Genomic DNA, 15,426 nt, shown 5'->3' on the forward strand with positions numbered 1-15,426 from the left:
ACGATGACCGGGCGGCCGCACGTCCTGCTGTCCGCGGCGCAATCGCTGGACGGCTACCTCGACGACGCCGGCGCCACCCGTCTGCTCCTGTCCAACGAGGACGACTTCGCGGAGGTCGACCGGCTCCGTGCCGAGGCCGACGCGATCCTCGTCGGCGCGGGCACGGTGCGGGCCGACAACCCGCGGCTCCTCGTGCGCTCCGCCGAACTCCGCCGCGAGCGGGTCGCGGCGGGACGGCCGGAGCAACCGGTCAAGGTGACGGTCACCAGCAGCGGCAAGCTCGATCCGGCGGCGCGGTTCTTCACCGTCGGCGACACCGAGAAGCTCGTCTACGCGCCGCGAGGCAGCGCGGACAGCTTGAGTGCGGTCGCGACTGTCGTCGAGGTCGGCAGTCCGCCGCGGCTCGAGCACATCCTGGACGACCTCGGCGCGCGCGGGATCCGGACGCTGCTCGTCGAGGGCGGCGGGGCGGTGCACACGCAGTTTCTCGATGCCGGGCTCGCCGACGAACTCCGGCTCGCGATCGCGCCGATCATGGTCGGCGACCCGCGAGCGCCGCGGTTTCTCGGGCCGGGTGCGTTTCCGCGACCGCTGGAACTGACGGAAGTGCGGCGGCTCGGCGAGGTCGCGGTGCTGCGGTACCGCGCCGCGGTCGAACCGTCGTCGCTCGATCTGCTGCGGTTGCGGCAGGCCATCGAGCTCGCCGACGAATGCCCGCCGAGTTCGACGTTTCGGGTCGGCGCGGTCGTCGGTCTGCCGGACGGGACGGTGCTCGCCACCGGGCATTCCGGTGAAGGCGATCCGCGTAACCATGCGGAAGAAGCCGCGCTGGCGAAGCTCGATCCGCACGACCCGCGACTCGCCGACGCGACCATGTACAGCTCGCTCGAACCGTGCAGCGATCGCGCGTCCCACCCCAAAAGCTGCACGCAGCTGATCCTCGAAACCGCGATTCCCCGAGTGGTGATGGCCTGGCGGGAACCGTCGTTGTTCGTCGAGGCCGAAGGGGTCGAGCGGCTTGTCGCGGCCGGACGACGGGTGATCGAAGTGCCGGCGCTGGCTTCGGAAGTCCGGCGGGCGAACACGCACTTGCCCGGCGTTCGGCCCTGAGCACCGGACGATCGGGCGCCGCGGCACGGAATCCGCGTCGCAGCGCCCGATCGGGAAAAAAACTAGCCGGTCAGCAGCCGCCGTTGTCGGTCCAGACGCCCCACTGGCCGGTCGTGCCGGGTTCCTCGCCCTGGGTCCACCATTTGGCAGTCCATTTGTGGCTGTTGTGCGCAACCACGGCACCGCCGGTGTAAACCTGCGTTTTCTGCCATTCCGGTGCCGAGCAGGTTCCCGGAGGATTGCTGGTCGGACTGGTCGGACTCGTCGGTGGAGTGGTCTGCGGCGGGGTCGCGCCGGCGAACCGGGTGGTGAACTTCGTGAAGTCCCAGTCGTTTTGCTGGACGTTCGAGCACACGCTGTTGTCGGTCGTCGTCGTGCATTGCCGGTCCCGGTTCACCGCCCAGAACGTGAACCGGCCGAGGTGGTGGCTCGTCGCGTAGTCGTACACGGTCTGGAAATCGGAAACGTTGAAGTATTCCGAACTGTCGGATTTCCCGTTCATTCCCGAGAAACCCTCGTGCGCGTACGCGGTGGCGCTGTCCCAGCCCAGGTGGCTTTGGAGCAAGCCGTGGAACGCCTCGAGCGCCGACACCTGCGCCGCGCCGCCGCCGCTGAAACCACCGTCGAACGGCATGATCGAGAAGTTGTTGGGAGAGAAGCCGATCGACTTCGCCTGGTCCAGCAGTTGGGTGCCGAACCAGCCGGTGCCCGCGGCGGTTCCCGGCATGGTCACCGAGACGAAGAGACCGGGGTTGTCCGCCTGCAGTTTCTTCGCGGCGCCGAGTTCGTTCGCGATGGCCGCGGTGTCTTCGTACTCGGGTTCTTCGAGGTCGAAGTCGATGGCTTTCAGGTTGTATTTCGCGACGACCTGCTGGTAGGCCGCGGCGGTCGCGTCGACGGTGCCGCAGGTCTGGCCCAGTTTCGTGCCGCCGTAGCCGCCGACCGAAACCGACACGTCGCCGCCGTTGCCGCGGATGCGGTTGATCGCGTCGCCGACGGTCGTGTCCGAGGAAACCGGCGAGGTGCCGTCCCAGGTGGGGCTGCATCCGCCGCCCTTCGGCGCGAGGATGAAGGCCAGCTGGAACGCTTTCTGCCCGGTCGCGTTCATGACGGTCACCGGGTCCGGCGGGTTGTTGCTCTGCGGCATGAGGTACGGCGCGGCGGCGTACCAGTTGTTGTCGAGGCCGGTCGACGCCCCGGTCTGCGCGTGGGCGGTCGCGGCCACGACGGCAGCCGCCCCGGCCACGGTAGCGGCGGCGACGAGTGTGGCGGCCAGTCTGCTTCGCTGCATCTGTCCTCCGGCGAGCATTCGGAAAATGAATGCGGTAAGCATTGGACTAGACCATTATGAAGTCAAGGTGCGGTCGGCTGCTCTTGTCCGGCGGTGGGCTGGTTCGGGAGGTATGCCGGAATCCGCTGCGGCGGGTTAGCCCTTGTGGCGCAACGGTTCCGCGCAAAAGGACGCGGACCGCCGGGGCGAGTGGTCCGCTGGGAGAGGGGGAGACGGTGACGGTGCGGTTGGACTGGGCAGGCGCGGGCCGGGGGCGCCGGTCGGGGGTCGCGGTGGCTGCTCGGCGGGGGCGGTTCGGCGAGTGGTGGCGTGAGCTGTGGTGGTGGCGTGGTTGGGCGGGGCGGGCTTGGCGGTAGGGCGAGGGTCAGGGGGCTGTTCGGCGGACCTTCGCGGGGGTGGGCGGCTGGGGCCGCAGTTGGCCTAGCGGGTGCGGCCGAAAGGGCGTGTGCTGGCGATGGAAGAGGCGTGGGTCGGGGCGTGCCCAGGGCGTCGAACGGCTGGCCAGTGGCGTGGCGAAAGTGCTGTGCGACGGCTGAGGCGGGGAGAGCGCTGGTGGGCCCGCGTCGCGGCTGGAGAAGCGTTGGCGCCGGGTTGCGGATCGGCCCGCAACCCGGCACAGCGAAGGCTCAGTCGTTCTCCAGATCGCCTTCCAGCGTCAGGTAAACCTCGCGCATCTGGGCCATCAACTCCGGATCCGGCTCTTCCCACAGACCCCGATCCGCGGCTTCCGTAAGGCGTTCGATGATTCCCCGCAACGCCCATGGGTTCGCGTCGCGCAGGAACTGCTGGTTTTCCTCGTCCAGAACGTACGACTGGGACAGCTTCTCGTACATCCAGTCGCCCACCACGCCCGCGGTGGCGTCGAAGCCGAAGAGGTAATCGACGGTTGCCGCGAGTTCGAAGGCGCCCTTGTACCCGTGGCGGCGCATCGCGGACAGCCAGCGCGGGTTGACGACCCGGGCGCGGAAGACGCGGGCCGTTTCTTCGCCCAAAGTACGGGTGCGGACGGCGTCTGGGGTGGTGGAGTCGCCGACGTAGGACGCGGGGGCGGAGCCGGTCAGGGCGCGGACGGTGGCGATCATTCCGCCGTGGTACTGGAAATAGTCGTCCGAGTCGGCGATGTCGTGTTCGCGGGTGTCGGTGTTCTTCGCGGCTACCACAATGCGTTTGTACGACGATTCCATGTCCTCGCGGGCGGGGCGGCCGTCCAGATCCCGGCCGTACGCGAAGCCGCCCCAGACCGCATAGACCTCCGCCAAATCCTTGTCGTCGCGCCAGTTTCCGGAGTCCATCAACGGGAGCAGGCCGGCTCCGTAGGCACCTGGTTTGGAGCCGAAGATGCGGGTCGTGGCGCGGCGGTTGTCGCCGTGGGCGGCCAGGTCTGCGTTGACGTGGGCGCGGACGTAGTTGTCGGCTTCGGGCTCGTCCAGGGACGCGGCCAGGCGGACCGCGTCGTCCAGCAGGGTGATGACGTGCGGGAAGGCATCGCGGAAGAAGCCGCTGATGCGGACTGTCACATCGATCCGGGGGCGGCCCAGTTCGGACAGCGGGATGGGCTCGATGCCGGTCACCCGACGGGAAGCCTCGTCCCAGACCGGCTGGATGCCCAGCAGCGCCAGGACTTCCGCGGCGTCGTCGCCGGAGGTGCGCATCGCGGAGGTGCCCCACACCGAGAGGCCGACGGACCGCGGCCAGTCGCCGGTGTCTTCGCGGTAGCGGCGGAGCAGGGAGTCCGCCAGGGCCTGGCCGGTTTCCCACGCCAGGCGGCTGGGGATGGCCTTCGGGTCGACGGTGTAGAAGTTGCGGCCGGTCGGCAGGACGTTGACCAAGCCGCGCAACGGGGAACCGCTCGGGCCGGCGGGGATGTAGCCGCCGTCGAGGGCGTGCAGGACGGCGTCCACTTCGGACGAGGTGCCTGCCAGGCGGGGGACGATCTCGGTGGCGGCGAAGGTCAGGACGCGGGCGACTTCGTCATCAGAAGTGCCCAGGACTTCGCTCACCACTGAAGAAACCGAAGAAGGGGACCATGCGCGGGTCTCCATCAAAGAAACCAGCGCGTGCGCGGTCGCCTCGATAGCGTCTACTTCGGACAGCGGGGCGTCCGAGTTTTCCTTCAACCCCAATGCGGAACGCAGGCCGGGGACGGCGCCTTGCTTGCCGCCCCACATTTGCTGGGCTCGGAGCATCGCCAGCACCAGGTTGACCCGCGCCTCGCCGACCGGGGCCTCGCCCAGGATGTGCAGGCCGTCGCGGATCTGGGCGTCCTTGACCTCGCACAGCCAGCCGTCGATGTGCAGCAGGAAGTCGTCGAACTCGGCGTCGTGCGGGCGTTCCTCGACGCCGAGGTCGTGGTCGAGTTTCGCGGCCTGGATGAGGGTCCAGATCTGGGCGCGGATCGCCGGGAGCTTCGCCGGGTCCATCGCGGCGATGTTGGCGTGCTCGTCCAGCAACTGCTCGAGCCGGGCCAGGTCGCCGTAGGACTCGGCACGGGCCATCGGCGGGACCAGGTGGTCCACGATCGTCGCGTGCGCGCGGCGTTTCGCTTGCGCGCCTTCGCCGGGGTCGTTGATCAGGAACGGGTACACCAACGGCAGATTGCCCAGTACGGCGTCGGGGGCGCAGGCGGCGGAAAGGCCCGCGGTCTTGCCGGGCAGCCATTCCAGCGAACCGTGTTTGCCGAGGTGGACGACGGCGTGCGCGCCGAATTCCTCTTCCAACCAGCGGTAGGCGGCGAGGTAATGGTGGCTCGGCGGCAGGTCCGGGTTGTGGTAGATCGCGACCGGGTTCTCGCCGAATCCGCGCGGCGGCTGGATCATCAGGATGACGTTGCCGGACTGCAGCGACGCCAGGACGATGTCGCCCTCGGGGTTTGCCGACGTGTCGACATACAGCGAACCCGGTGCGGGGCCCCAGTGTTCTTCCATCGCCTCTTGCAACTCGACCGGCAAGGCAGCGAACCAGGCGCGGTAGCGGGCGGCGGGGACGCGGATCGGGTTGCCGGAGAGCTGTTCTTCGGTGAGCCATTCGGGGTCCTGGCCGCCCGCGGCGATCAGGGCGTGGATCAACGCGTCGCCGTCCGGCTGGTCGGTGCCGGTCGGGTCGACGCCGGGGAAAGCCTCGGGGCCGAGGTCGTAGCCGCGTTCGCGCATGAGGCGCAGGAGTTTGATCGCCGACGCGGGGGTGTCGAGGCCGACGGCGTTGCCGACGCGCGAATGCTTCGTCGGGTACGCGGACAGCATCAGGGCGATCCGCCGGGAAGCGGGCGGGGTGTGGCGGAGCCGGGCGTGCGCGAGGGCGATGCGCGCGACGCGGGAGGCGCGTTCGGCGTCGGCGATGTAGCGGGGGAGGCCGTCGTCGTCGAATTCCTTGAAGGAGAACGGGACGGTGATGATCCGGCCGTCGAATTCGGGTACCGCCATCTGGTTGCCCGCGTCGAGCGGGGACAGGCCGTCGTCGCTGGCGGACCAGGTTTCGCGGTCGCTGGTCAGGCACAACGCTTGCAGCACGGGCACGTCCAGCGCGGCCATTTCCGCGACGTCCCAGGATTCGTCGTCCCCACCGGCCCCGGCTTCCGACGGACGGGTGCCGCCCGCCGCGAGCACGGTGACCAGCAGGGCGTCGACCTTGCCCAGCTCAGCCATCATCTCCGGCGCGCGCGTGCGCAGGGACGCGGTGTGGATCGGCAACGCGCGGCCGCCCGCGGATTCGACCGCGTCGGCCAGCGCGTGCACGAAACCGGTGTTCCCGGACAGGTGGTGCGCTCGGTAGTAGAGGATCCCGATGACCGGGCCGTCGTTCGAGGAGGCGGGCCGCGAAAGCACGCCCCACGACGGCAGCTCGGCGGGCGGTTCGAAGCCTTCGCCGGTGAGCAGCAGCGTGTCGGACAGGAAGCGGTGCAGCTGCGTGAGGTTCTCCGGACCGCCCTGCGCGAGGTACAGATGCGCTTGCGCGGCGATCCCGGCGGGCGTGGTGGAGAGCTTCATCAGCTCCGCGTCCGGCGTCTGCTCGCCGCCGAGCACGACCACGTGCGCACCTGACGCGCGCAGCGTGTCCAAGCCTTCTTGCCAGGTCCGCGGCGTGCCCAGGATCCGGACGACGACGATCGACACGCCGTCCAGCAGCCCGGGCAGGTTGCCGAGGGGAAGCCGGGACGGGTTGCCGAGGCGGTAGTCCGCGCCGCTGGCCCGGGCGCTGAGCAGGTCGGTGTCCGAAGTGGACAGCAGCAGGATCACGGCGTTCCTCACTCGGGGTGTCCGCGCCCCGGGTCGTCGGGCACGCCGGCGGGAGTTCCTGGCTGACGGCGGCCGCGGGGCCGCCGGTCACAGTGGCGGGACCGCCCCGGATTTCCACCGGGTTCCTCCGCGTGCCGACGCGTGTGCGCTCTTACTCTCGCCGGGCGCACCGGCGCCGTCAAGGTGAGCAGACCCTCACGCGGGCTTGCTTTCGTCCCCGATCCGCGGGAAGGGCGCGGTGGAGAAGAGCACCTCCACCGCGACCTCGAAGAACTCCGCGATCCGCAACGCCAGGTACAGGCTCGGGCTGTACTCGCCGCGCTCCAGGTACCCGATGGTCTGGTAGTGCACGCCGAGCGCGTCCGCGAGCTGCCGCCGCGAGATGCCGCGTTCGGCGCGCAGCACCGCGATGCGGTTGTAGACGTTCTCGCTCACCGCGCCTCACACACGCTGAAGTGCCCTTTCCCGTCGCGCCGCCACCGACGACCCCGATTCGCGCCGGGCCATCCGCTTCAGCAGGATCGGGGCCAGCACCAATCCGATCACGGCCCACGCGAGCAGCACCCCCAGGGTCGCCCACGGCCGCCACGACTGCCCGATTTCGACGACGACCGCCTGGTCGGGCAGCAGCGCCGAACGCATGCCGAGGCCGAGCCAGTACATCGGGAAGACCTGCGCGACGTCCTGCAGCCAGACCGGCAGCGCGGTGATCGGGTAGAAGATCCCGGAGATCGCGCCGAGCCCGAGCATCGGCAGCATGACCAGGGCCATCATCCGCGAATCCTGGATCAGCGAGCCGATCGCCGCGCCGATCGGCATGGTCGCGACCAGGCCCGCGGCGAGCACCCACACCAGGTGCAGGATCGAGAAGAACCCGTCCGGGGCCAGCCCCTCGAACAGGAACAGGGACGGCACCAGCATCACGACGATGCCCGCGACCTGCACCATCGAGAACGTCGTGACCTTGCCGATCAGGTAGCCGAGCATCCCGTTCGGCGTCGCCTTGGCGCGCAGCAGCGTGCCGTCCTCGCGGTCGACGATCAGCGCCCCGGCGACGGCGGACAGGCCGTTGAACACGATGCCCGCCCCGATCACGCTCGGCACCGTCGCCGTGCCCAGCGAGAACGACGTGCCGGGCAACTGCGCGCCGCGCATGAAGATCAGCGTGCCGAAGATCATCCCCAGCCAGATGATCTGGCCCAGCAAGTCGTCCCGGTTCGTCCATTGCTGGCGGAATTCGATGAACCCGCGGCGGAGCCCCACCCGCGCCGCGGTCCGCTGCGCCGACGCCGTCATAGCGCACCCGCCGGGGCCAGTCCGGATTCCGCGCGCTGCACGAGCGTCAGGTACGTGTCCTCCAGCGACGCGCGCCGGACCTCCAGGTCGGCGACCGCTTCGCCGTGTTGCTTGAACAGCTCGTACACGTACTTCGTCGCCTCCGTGGTCGAGTGCACGAACCGCTGTCCGTCGAGCGTCCAGCGCACCTCGGCCTCGCCGGCGATCTGCCTGCTCAGCTGGTCCGGCGACCCGTCGGCGGCGATGCGGCCGCCGCTCAGGATCAGGATCCGGTCGGCGAGCTTCTCGGCCTCGTCGAGGTCGTGCGTGGTGAGCAGGATCGTCGTGTCGTCGTCGGCGAGCCGGTGCACGAGCTCGTGGAAATCGCGGCGCGCCATGGGGTCGAACCCGGCGGTCGGCTCGTCCAGGAACAGCAGTTCGGGGCGGCCGACGATGCCGATCGCCACGTCCAGCCTGCGCCGCTGCCCGCCGGACAGCATCCGGATCTTCTTGCCCGCGTGCTCGGAAAGCCCGACCGCCTCGATCAGCTCGTCGGTGTCCCACGGCCGCCGGATCCGGTCGGTGGAGTACGGCGAGTAGAACGACCCGAGCAGGTCGAGCAGCTCGCGCACGCGCCATTTCCCGTGGTCGCGCCAGGACTGCAGGACGACCCCCAGCCGCGCCCTCCAGTCCTCGCCGCCGCGTGCCGGGTCGGTGCCCAGCACGGACACCTCGCCTGCGGACCGCATGCGGAACCCCTCGAGGATTTCGATCGTCGTGGTCTTGCCCGCCCCGTTCGGGCCGAGCAGGCACAGCACCTCGCCGCGGTGCGCGGTGAACGACGTGCCGTGCAGCACGTCGTTCGCGCCGTACCGCATGCGTAGGCCTTCGACGCGGAGCACGGTGTCCGCTAGATCTCTCATTGGATGACCCCCATCCTGCCTGTGCGATGAAATGTAGCAGATGTACTACATCTGATCGCAAGCCTGTTAAAACAGCCGCGGGTTACAGTGAGCGCCATGCCCAGCCCTGCCCGCGTGCGCGCCGACGCCTGCCCTGGAGTCTTCGCGACGCACGACGCGGCGGACGGGCCGCTCGCCAGGGTCCGGCTTCCCGGCGGCGTGGTGACCGCGGATCGGTTGCGCGCGTTGGCAACCTGTGCGGAAGACCTCGGCGACGGCGACGTCCACCTGACCTCGCGAGCCAACGTCCAGTTGCGCGGCGTGCACCGGCCGGGCTTGGCCGGACGGCTGACCGACGCCGGGCTGCTGCCGTCGCCCAGTCACGAGCGCGTGCGGAACGTGCTGGCCTCGCCGTTGAGCGGGGTACGCGGCGGGCTAGCGGACGTCCGGGGTCTTTCCGCGACGCTGGATCGTGCGCTGTGCGCGCGGCCCGAACTCGCCGAGCTGCCCGGGCGGTTCCTGTTCGGCTTTGACGACGGTCGCGGCGACGTCGTGGGCACTGACGTGTGTTGGCGTGCGGTGAGTTCGTCGACCGGGGTGGTGCTCCTGGCGGGGGCTGATTCCGGCTGGCTGGTGCCGCGGGACGAGGCGGTGTCCGCGCTGCTCACGGTGGCGGAAACGTTTGCGCGCACGCGCGGTTCGGCATGGCGGATCGGGGAACTGGCCGATCCTTCGGCACTGCTGCCGGACGGTCCGCGGGAAGCGCCCCAGGCACGTCCGACGCGGATCGACCCGACGGTCGGGAGGATCCGGCGCGACGACGGCGGCGAAGCGGTGGGCGTCGCGCCGAGGTTCGGGCAGTTGACCGCCGCTCAGTTGCGCACGCTCGCGGACTTCGGCGACGCCGTGGTCACGCCGTGGCGTTCGGTGCTGCTGCCCGGCGGCGCGGACGTCGAACGCCTGCACGCGGCCGGGCTCTCGACGGATCCGGCGACGGCGGAGCTTAGCGCCTGCGTCGGGGCGCCGGGGTGTGCGAAGTCTCTCGCCGACGTCCGCGCGGACGCGGCGACACTGGTCGCGGACGGGGAGCGGGTGCACGTCTCGGGCTGTGCACGGCGGTGCGGACGACCGTCCGGCGCCCACCGCGACGTTGTCGCCGAACCCGGCGGCTACCGTGTCGACGGACGCTGGACCCCGGCGTCCGAGTTGGCGGATGCGTTGGCGAGAAAGGGACCTTCGTGATCGACTACCTGCGGGACGGGGCCGAGATCTACCGGCACTCGTTCGCCACGATCCGCGAAGAGGCGGACCTGGCGATCCTGCCCGACGACGTCGCGGGCGTCGCGGTCCGGATGATCCACTCCTGCGGCATGGTCGACCTGGTCGACGACCTGCGGTACTCGCTCGACGTGGTCGAGGCGGGCCGCGCCGCGCTGGAGGCGGGCGCGCCGATCCTGTGCGACGCGAAGATGATCGCCAGCGGCATCACGCGCAAACGGCTTCCCGCGGCGAACGACGTCGTGTGCACTTTGGACGACCCCAGCGTGCCCGGGCTGGCCGAACGGCTCGGCACCACGCGGTCGGCCGCCGCGCTGGAACTGTGGCGGGACCGGCTTCCCGGTTCGGTGGTGGCGATCGGCAACGCGCCGACCGCGTTGTTCCGGTTGCTGGAACTGCTGGACGAGGGCGTCGGCGCACCGGCCGCGATCATCGGGGTCCCGGTGGGGTTCGTCGGCGCGGCGGAGTCCAAAGTGGAACTGGCGAAGCGCGCGCCCGCGCCGTACCTGGTCGTGCACGGCCGTCGCGGCGGCAGTGCGATGGCGGTCGGTGCTGTGAACGCGATTGCGAGCGCGGTCGAATGACGGGGCGGCTGTACGGCGTCGGGCTGGGACCCGGCGACCCGGAACTGATGACGGTCAAAGCGGCGCGGCTGATCGGCGAGGCGGACGTGATCGCCTACCACAGCGCGCGGCACGGGCGCAGCATCGCGCGGTCGGTGGCTGAGCCGTATCTGCGCGAGGGGCAGCTGGAGGAGCGGCTCGTCTATCCGGTCACCACTGAGACCACCGATCATCCCGGCGGTTACGAGGGCGCGATCGCCGATTTCTACGAGCTGAGCGCGAAAAAACTCGCCGAGCACCTCGATGCGGGACGCGACGTGGTGCTGTTGTGCGAAGGCGACCCGTTCTTCTACGGCTCCTACATGTACATGCACGAGCGGCTCGCCGGACGGTTCGAAGCCGAGGTGGTGCCCGGCGTGACGTCAGTGAGCGCGGCGGCGTCGGTGCTCGGCCGTCCGTTGGTGCAGCGCGACGAAGTTCTCACGGTGCTGCCGGGAACGTTGCCAGCGCCCGAATTGGCGCGTCGGCTGGCGGACACCGAAGCGGCGGCGGTGCTGAAACTGGGCCGTACTTTCGGTTCTGTGCGGGAAGCGCTCGCGGAGTCGGGCAAGCTCGACGACGCCTGGTACATCGAGCGGGCGACCTGGGGACAGCAGCGGGTGGAGCCGTTCGCGGACGTCGATCCGGAGTCGGTGCCGTACTTTTCCTTGGCGCTCTTGCCGAGTCCGGCCTACAAGTCGCGAGTGGAGGGTGAGCCCGCGGCTGCTTCTTCGGCTCCGGTTCCGGTGGAAGGCGGCGAGGTCGTGGTCGTCGGGCTCGGTCCGGCCGGGCCGGAGTGGCTGACGCCGGAAGCGTCGGCCGAACTGGCGGCAGCGGACCACATCGTCGGCTACGGGCCGTATGTCGCACGGGTTCCGCAACGGGCGGGACAGCAGCGGCACGCGTCGGGGAACCGGGTCGAGGCGGACCGGGCGGTCGAGGCGCTGCAGCTGGCTTCGACCGGTGCGCGGGTGGCCGTGGTGTCGTCCGGGGACCCGGGCGTGTTCGCGATGGCTTCGGCGGTGCTGGAACAGGTTTCGGCCGGAAACGGCACCGGCGCGCGGGTACGGATCGTGCCCGGGGTGACGGCGGCACAGGCGGCCGCGTCCCGGGTCGGTGCGCCGCTGGGACACGACTATTGCGTACTGTCCCTTTCGGACCGGTTGAAGCCGTGGGAGATCATCGAACGCCGTCTCGACGCGGCTGGCGCGGCGGATTTGGTGCTGGCGCTGTACAACCCGGCTTCGCGGACTCGGGTGACGCAGCTGGCCAACGCGCGGGAAGTCCTGCTGCGGCACCGGGATCCGGAGACGCCCGTGGTGGTGGCCCGGGATGTCGGCGGGCCGGAGGAGGACATTCGCGTGACCACGTTGGGCGGGCTCGATCCGTCTACTGTGGACATGCGGTGCCTGCTGATCGTGGGCTCGTCGCGCACGGTGGTGGAGGAAGGCCCGGACGGGCGGTCGATCGTGTGGACGCCGCGGAGTTATTCCTGACCTTCGCGCAGCAGCCGCTCCGCCTCCGCGAGGTGGTGGGTGAGTTCTTTCCGTTGCGCGGCACTGAGTTTCGGTGCGTGCGCGGCGAGGGCTGAGGCGATCGAACCGTCCGCGCGGGTGCGGAACATCTCGCGCGCGGACGGTTCGATCTCCAGCCGCGACTTGCGCCGGTCGGTTTCGTCGGGCCGCACGCGCAGGACGCCCGCGTCCGCCATCCGGTGCGTGATCCGGGAAACGAGGCTCTGCGCCAGCCCGGTCCGGCGCGTCACGTCGCTGATCGTCGCGCCGGGGTTGCGCGACACGTCCTCGACCACCGCCAGCTCTCCCGCGTTGACCTGGTCCGTGCCGGTGTTCCCGGTGCTGGTCAGGGCGATCTCGCGCAGGGTGCGGGCGAGGAGGTGCAGGTCGGCGGCGCGCATGGCCGTATTCAATCACTGGTGATACATTCGAGGAAGCATCACTAGTGATGGAGTTGGCGATGGTCGACGACGTGCTGATCGCGCTCGCGGTCGGGATCCTGATCGTGCGGCAGTTCCAGTGGCGGTCCGCCGAACCGCGGCGGATGCTGGTGATGCCGTTGGCGGTGATCGCGGCAGGGCTGGTTTGCCTCGGTTTCGAGCTGGACGGCGGATTCCAGTCGGCGGACTGGCTGCTGGCCGGCGAACTCGTGCTGGTCGCGGGCACCGGGACCGCGATGGGGTACGTGACGCGCTTCCGGCGGGCCGGCGGGCTGCAATACCGGCTCACCGGCCCGGGAATCGCGTTGTGGGCGGTGTTTCTCGCGATCCGCATCGGCTCGTTCGCGCTGGCCAGCGTCCTCGGTGCGCAGTTGCTCGACGCGACTGGGCTCATTCTCGTCTCGTTCGGCGTCAACCGGCTCGCGGCGAGTCTCGTGGTGCGTCACCGGGTTGTCCACTGTGGAGGTAAAACCCCGGGGTATGCCCGAGGGAGCGCCGGAACACGTCGATGAACGCGCTGGTGGTGGCGAATCCGCACAACTGCGCCACCGCGGTGACTGACCGGCCCTCCACCAGCAGTCGCAGGGCGTGGTAGAGCCGTAATTGGGTGCGCCACTGCGGAAACGTCATGCCGGTGTCCGCGCGGAATAGCCGGGTCAGCGTCCGGCCGCTGGCGCCGACCGTGCGGCCCAGTGCTTCCAAACTGCGTGAGTCGGACGGATCCTCCTCCAGCAACTGGCACACGGCGGCCAGTCGCGGATCGCGCGCGGCGGGCACCTGCACCGGGCGTTCCGGGGCGAGGGTGAGCTGGTCGAACAGCACCGCCCGCATCCGCTGGCCTGCCGGGGTCGAGCGGTCGTCGCCGAGTTCGGTGTACGCGATCAGCAGTTCGCGCAGCAGCGGGGTGACCGCGAGGACGGTCGGCTCGGTCACCGGCAACGGGCTCAGTTCCTGCGGAAAGCCGAACAGATGCAGCCGCGTGACGCCGTATGCGCGGTGGGAATGCACGGTGCCCGCCGGAATCCACAGCGCTCGGTGTGCGGGTGCGATCCAGCGCGACCGGTCCGTGTGCACGGCCAGCACGCCGCTGCTGGCGTAGACGATCTGGTGCTCGTCGTGCCAGTGCTCGGCGATGCCCGTGGTGGCCGCCAGGTCGCGGGTGTTCGTGGGCGCGGTCGGCAGGTGGCTGGAAATCGACACAACTCGGCACAATAACGGAATCGCGAAGGCAGGTCCGGGCCTGACGATGATCGAGTGACGACGACCCTTCCCGCTCCGACGCGTCCCGCGCGTTGGCCGATGCCGCTGATGGTGCTCGGCCACGCGGTCGACGACCTCTACCAAGGCGCGGTCCCCGCACTCGTCCCGTTTCTCGTCGCCGAGCGGCATTACGGCTACCTCGCCGCGGCCGGGATCACGGTGGCCGCGACGCTGCTGTCCTCAGTGGTCCAGCCGCTGTTCGGGGTGCTGACCGACCGGCGGCCGATGCCGTGGCTCGTGCCCGTTGGGATGACGGTCGCGGGGGCCGGGATCGGGCTGTCCGGGCTCGCCGATTCCTACCCGCTGACCTGGCTCGCGATCGCGCTGTCCGGTCTCGGCGTCGCCGCTTACCACCCAGAGTCGGCGCGGATCGCGCGCCGGATCGCCGGGCGCGGGCACGTCGGGATGAGCTGGTTTTCCTTGGGCGGCAACGTCGGTTTCGCGCTCGGGCCGATCGTCGTCACCCCGGTGCTGCAGGCGGGCGGGCTGGGCGCGACGCCGTATCTGGTCCTGCCCGCGCTCGTCGCCGGGGTGGTGATCGCCGCGTTGTTCCGGCGGATGAGCGACGTCCATTCCGCGGCGGGGCACAAGGCGCACACCGGGCGCGACGATTGGCAGCAGTTCGGCTGGCTGACCGTGGTGGTCGTCGGACGTTCCATCGCTGCCTTCTCGCTCAACACCTTCCTCGCCATCTGGGTCGCGCAGCGGACCGGCAGCGTGCTCGCCGGGGAAGTGGCGTTGGTGGTGCTGTTCGGCGTCGGCGCGCTGGGCACGCTGCTCGGCGGGGTGCTGGCCGGACGGTGGGGGCGGATCCGGACGGTTTACCTCGCGTATGTCGTGTCAGTGCCCGCGGTCGCCGGGATCGCGCTCTTGCCGGGGTACGGCGTGTTCCCGCTGATCGCGTTGGCGGCGCTGGCGTTGTACGTGCCGTTCTCGCTGCATGTCACGCTCGGCCAGGACTATCTGCCGAACCGCCTCGGGACCGCCAGCGGGGTGACGCTCGGGCTGGCAGTGAGCGTCGGCGGGGTGGCCGCTCCTGCCGTGGGGGCGCTCGCTAACGCGGTCGGGTTGCAGTGGGCGTTGCTGGCGCTGGCGGTGCTGCCCGCGGTGTCGGTGTTCGCGGCGCGGCGGCTGCGGGAGCCGCAGTGAGCGGTCAACCGTGGCGGTGACGCGCAGCCTCGTCGTGTCAGAGATGGCGGTGGAAGCGTCGGCAGCGGTAGACGCGGGTGAACGTGTCCCGCAACTGCTGCTCGCGGGCCGCGTCGGCGTGCAGGAAGGCCCCGGCGACGGTGAATCCCGGGCCAGGGCGAACGGCGCGAGCGGTTTCCTCGCCCCGGGTCCAGGCGTCCACTTCGGTGGCGCCCAGGTCGCGCAGCCGAGGCAGGACGGTCTCCAGCAGGCCGGTCGCGATGCCCTGGGACTGGTGGTCGGGATGCACGGCGATCGTCTCGACGGTCGCGAGCCGGTCCCGCACTGCCGCGTCGAGCACTCCCGTCACCAGCCCGCCGGTGACCGCCGGGTG

General features: G+C 70.3%; 14 protein-coding genes and 1 riboswitch. Of the genes, 6 read left to right on the top strand and 8 right to left on the bottom strand.

What is annotated here, in order from left to right; genetic code table 11:
* The first annotated feature begins 3 nt into the window (after positions 1-3).
* Positions 4-1,110 carry a dihydrofolate reductase family protein gene (locus FKO37_RS16145; RefSeq protein ID WP_238608274.1) on the top strand — a complete coding sequence of 369 codons (1,107 nt, stop codon included), beginning with the start codon at positions 4-6 and terminating at the stop codon, positions 1,108-1,110.
* Between the two features lie 70 nt (positions 1,111-1,180).
* Here the strand turns inward: FKO37_RS16145 and FKO37_RS16150 are convergent, their stop codons facing one another.
* The 5 genes from FKO37_RS16150 to FKO37_RS16170 form a co-directional block, all read right to left on the bottom strand.
* On the bottom strand, positions 1,181-2,401 hold the full coding sequence (locus FKO37_RS16150) for a chitinase (RefSeq protein WP_238604885.1): 1,221 nt from the start codon (positions 2,399-2,401) through the stop codon (positions 1,181-1,183).
* A gap of 626 nt (positions 2,402-3,027) precedes the next feature.
* Entirely contained in the window at positions 3,028-6,633 is a 3,606-nt protein-coding gene (gene cobN / locus FKO37_RS16155; RefSeq protein ID WP_238608275.1) for a cobaltochelatase subunit CobN, read from the bottom strand.
* Positions 6,634-6,685: 52 nt separating this feature from the next.
* Positions 6,686-6,761: riboswitch (cobalamin riboswitch) on the bottom strand.
* A 67-nt stretch (positions 6,762-6,828) separates the two neighbouring features.
* The gene (locus FKO37_RS16160; RefSeq protein ID WP_037354504.1) at positions 6,829-7,068 is read right to left on the bottom strand and encodes a helix-turn-helix transcriptional regulator; all 240 of its coding nucleotides are present in this window, start codon (positions 7,066-7,068) and stop codon (positions 6,829-6,831) included.
* Positions 7,069-7,074: 6 nt separating this feature from the next.
* Positions 7,075-7,929: an ABC transporter permease gene (locus tag FKO37_RS16165; protein WP_238604886.1), complete on the bottom strand. Its 855-nt coding sequence runs from the start codon at positions 7,927-7,929 to the stop codon at positions 7,075-7,077.
* Positions 7,926-8,831, bottom strand: a complete 906-nt coding sequence (locus FKO37_RS16170) for an ABC transporter ATP-binding protein (protein ID WP_238604887.1) — start codon at positions 8,829-8,831, stop codon at positions 7,926-7,928. The genes FKO37_RS16165 and FKO37_RS16170 overlap by 4 nt, the downstream gene beginning before the upstream one ends.
* Before the next feature lie 96 nt (positions 8,832-8,927).
* On the opposite strand from FKO37_RS16170, the gene FKO37_RS16175 reads away from it, so the two are divergent.
* The 3 genes from FKO37_RS16175 to FKO37_RS16185 are packed head-to-tail and all read left to right on the top strand — an operon-like array spanning position 8,928 to position 12,186.
* Positions 8,928-10,052 carry a nitrite/sulfite reductase gene (locus tag FKO37_RS16175; protein WP_238604888.1) on the top strand — a complete coding sequence of 375 codons (1,125 nt, stop codon included), beginning with the start codon at positions 8,928-8,930 and terminating at the stop codon, positions 10,050-10,052.
* Complete coding sequence (locus tag FKO37_RS16180; protein WP_037354494.1) at positions 10,049-10,672, top strand: precorrin-8X methylmutase; 624 nt, start codon at positions 10,049-10,051, stop codon at positions 10,670-10,672. Before FKO37_RS16175 ends, FKO37_RS16180 begins: the two co-directional genes overlap by 4 nt.
* A complete protein-coding gene (locus FKO37_RS16185) occupies positions 10,669-12,186 on the top strand; it encodes a precorrin-2 C(20)-methyltransferase (RefSeq protein ID WP_238604889.1) in 1,518 nt (505 codons plus the stop codon). Before FKO37_RS16180 ends, FKO37_RS16185 begins: the two co-directional genes overlap by 4 nt.
* Here the strand turns inward: FKO37_RS16185 and FKO37_RS16190 are convergent.
* A complete protein-coding gene (locus FKO37_RS16190) occupies positions 12,177-12,605 on the bottom strand; it encodes a MarR family winged helix-turn-helix transcriptional regulator (RefSeq protein WP_051729372.1) in 429 nt (142 codons plus the stop codon). The two genes, FKO37_RS16185 and FKO37_RS16190, sit on opposite strands and share 10 nt — an antisense overlap.
* Before the next feature lie 47 nt (positions 12,606-12,652).
* Between FKO37_RS16190 and FKO37_RS16195 the strand changes: the two genes are divergently transcribed.
* A complete protein-coding gene (locus tag FKO37_RS16195; protein ID WP_238604890.1) occupies positions 12,653-13,156 on the top strand; it encodes a hypothetical protein in 504 nt (167 codons plus the stop codon).
* Here FKO37_RS16195 and FKO37_RS16200 read toward each other — a convergent pair.
* Positions 13,056-13,844 carry a helix-turn-helix transcriptional regulator gene (locus FKO37_RS16200; RefSeq protein ID WP_238604891.1) on the bottom strand — a complete coding sequence of 263 codons (789 nt, stop codon included), beginning with the start codon at positions 13,842-13,844 and terminating at the stop codon, positions 13,056-13,058. The genes FKO37_RS16195 and FKO37_RS16200 overlap by 101 nt on opposite strands.
* 54 nt (positions 13,845-13,898) lie before the next feature.
* Here FKO37_RS16200 and FKO37_RS16205 point away from each other — a divergent pair, with 54 nt between their 5' ends.
* Complete coding sequence (locus tag FKO37_RS16205; RefSeq protein WP_238604892.1) at positions 13,899-15,053, top strand: MFS transporter; 1,155 nt, start codon at positions 13,899-13,901, stop codon at positions 15,051-15,053.
* A 37-nt stretch (positions 15,054-15,090) separates the two neighbouring features.
* Here the strand turns inward: FKO37_RS16205 and FKO37_RS16210 are convergent, their stop codons facing one another.
* Positions 15,091-15,402 (bottom strand): GNAT family N-acetyltransferase, encoded by a 312-nt coding sequence (locus tag FKO37_RS16210; protein ID WP_238604893.1) that lies wholly within the window; start codon positions 15,400-15,402, stop codon positions 15,091-15,093.
* Positions 15,403-15,426: the final 24 nt, after the last annotated feature.

The sequence above is a fragment of the Amycolatopsis sp. Poz14 genome (genome assembly GCF_006704225.1).
Lineage (GTDB): Bacteria > Actinomycetota > Actinomycetes > Mycobacteriales > Pseudonocardiaceae > Amycolatopsis > Amycolatopsis nivea.

Coding starts and splice junctions, on each gene's coding strand:
- FKO37_RS16145 (WP_238608274.1), top strand. CDS start 4: ATGACCGGGCGGCCGCACGTCCTGCTGTCCGCGGCGCAATCGCTGGAC.
- FKO37_RS16150 (WP_238604885.1), bottom strand. CDS start 2,401: ATGCAGCGAAGCAGACTGGCCGCCACACTCGTCGCCGCCGCTACCGTG.
- FKO37_RS16165 (WP_238604886.1), bottom strand. CDS start 7,929: ATGACGGCGTCGGCGCAGCGGACCGCGGCGCGGGTGGGGCTCCGCCGC.
- FKO37_RS16170 (WP_238604887.1), bottom strand. CDS start 8,831: ATGAGAGATCTAGCGGACACCGTGCTCCGCGTCGAAGGCCTACGCATG.
- FKO37_RS16175 (WP_238604888.1), top strand. CDS start 8,928: ATGCCCAGCCCTGCCCGCGTGCGCGCCGACGCCTGCCCTGGAGTCTTC.
- FKO37_RS16185 (WP_238604889.1), top strand. CDS start 10,669: ATGACGGGGCGGCTGTACGGCGTCGGGCTGGGACCCGGCGACCCGGAA.
- FKO37_RS16190 (WP_051729372.1), bottom strand. CDS start 12,605: ATGCGCGCCGCCGACCTGCACCTCCTCGCCCGCACCCTGCGCGAGATC.
- FKO37_RS16195 (WP_238604890.1), top strand. CDS start 12,653: ATGGAGTTGGCGATGGTCGACGACGTGCTGATCGCGCTCGCGGTCGGG.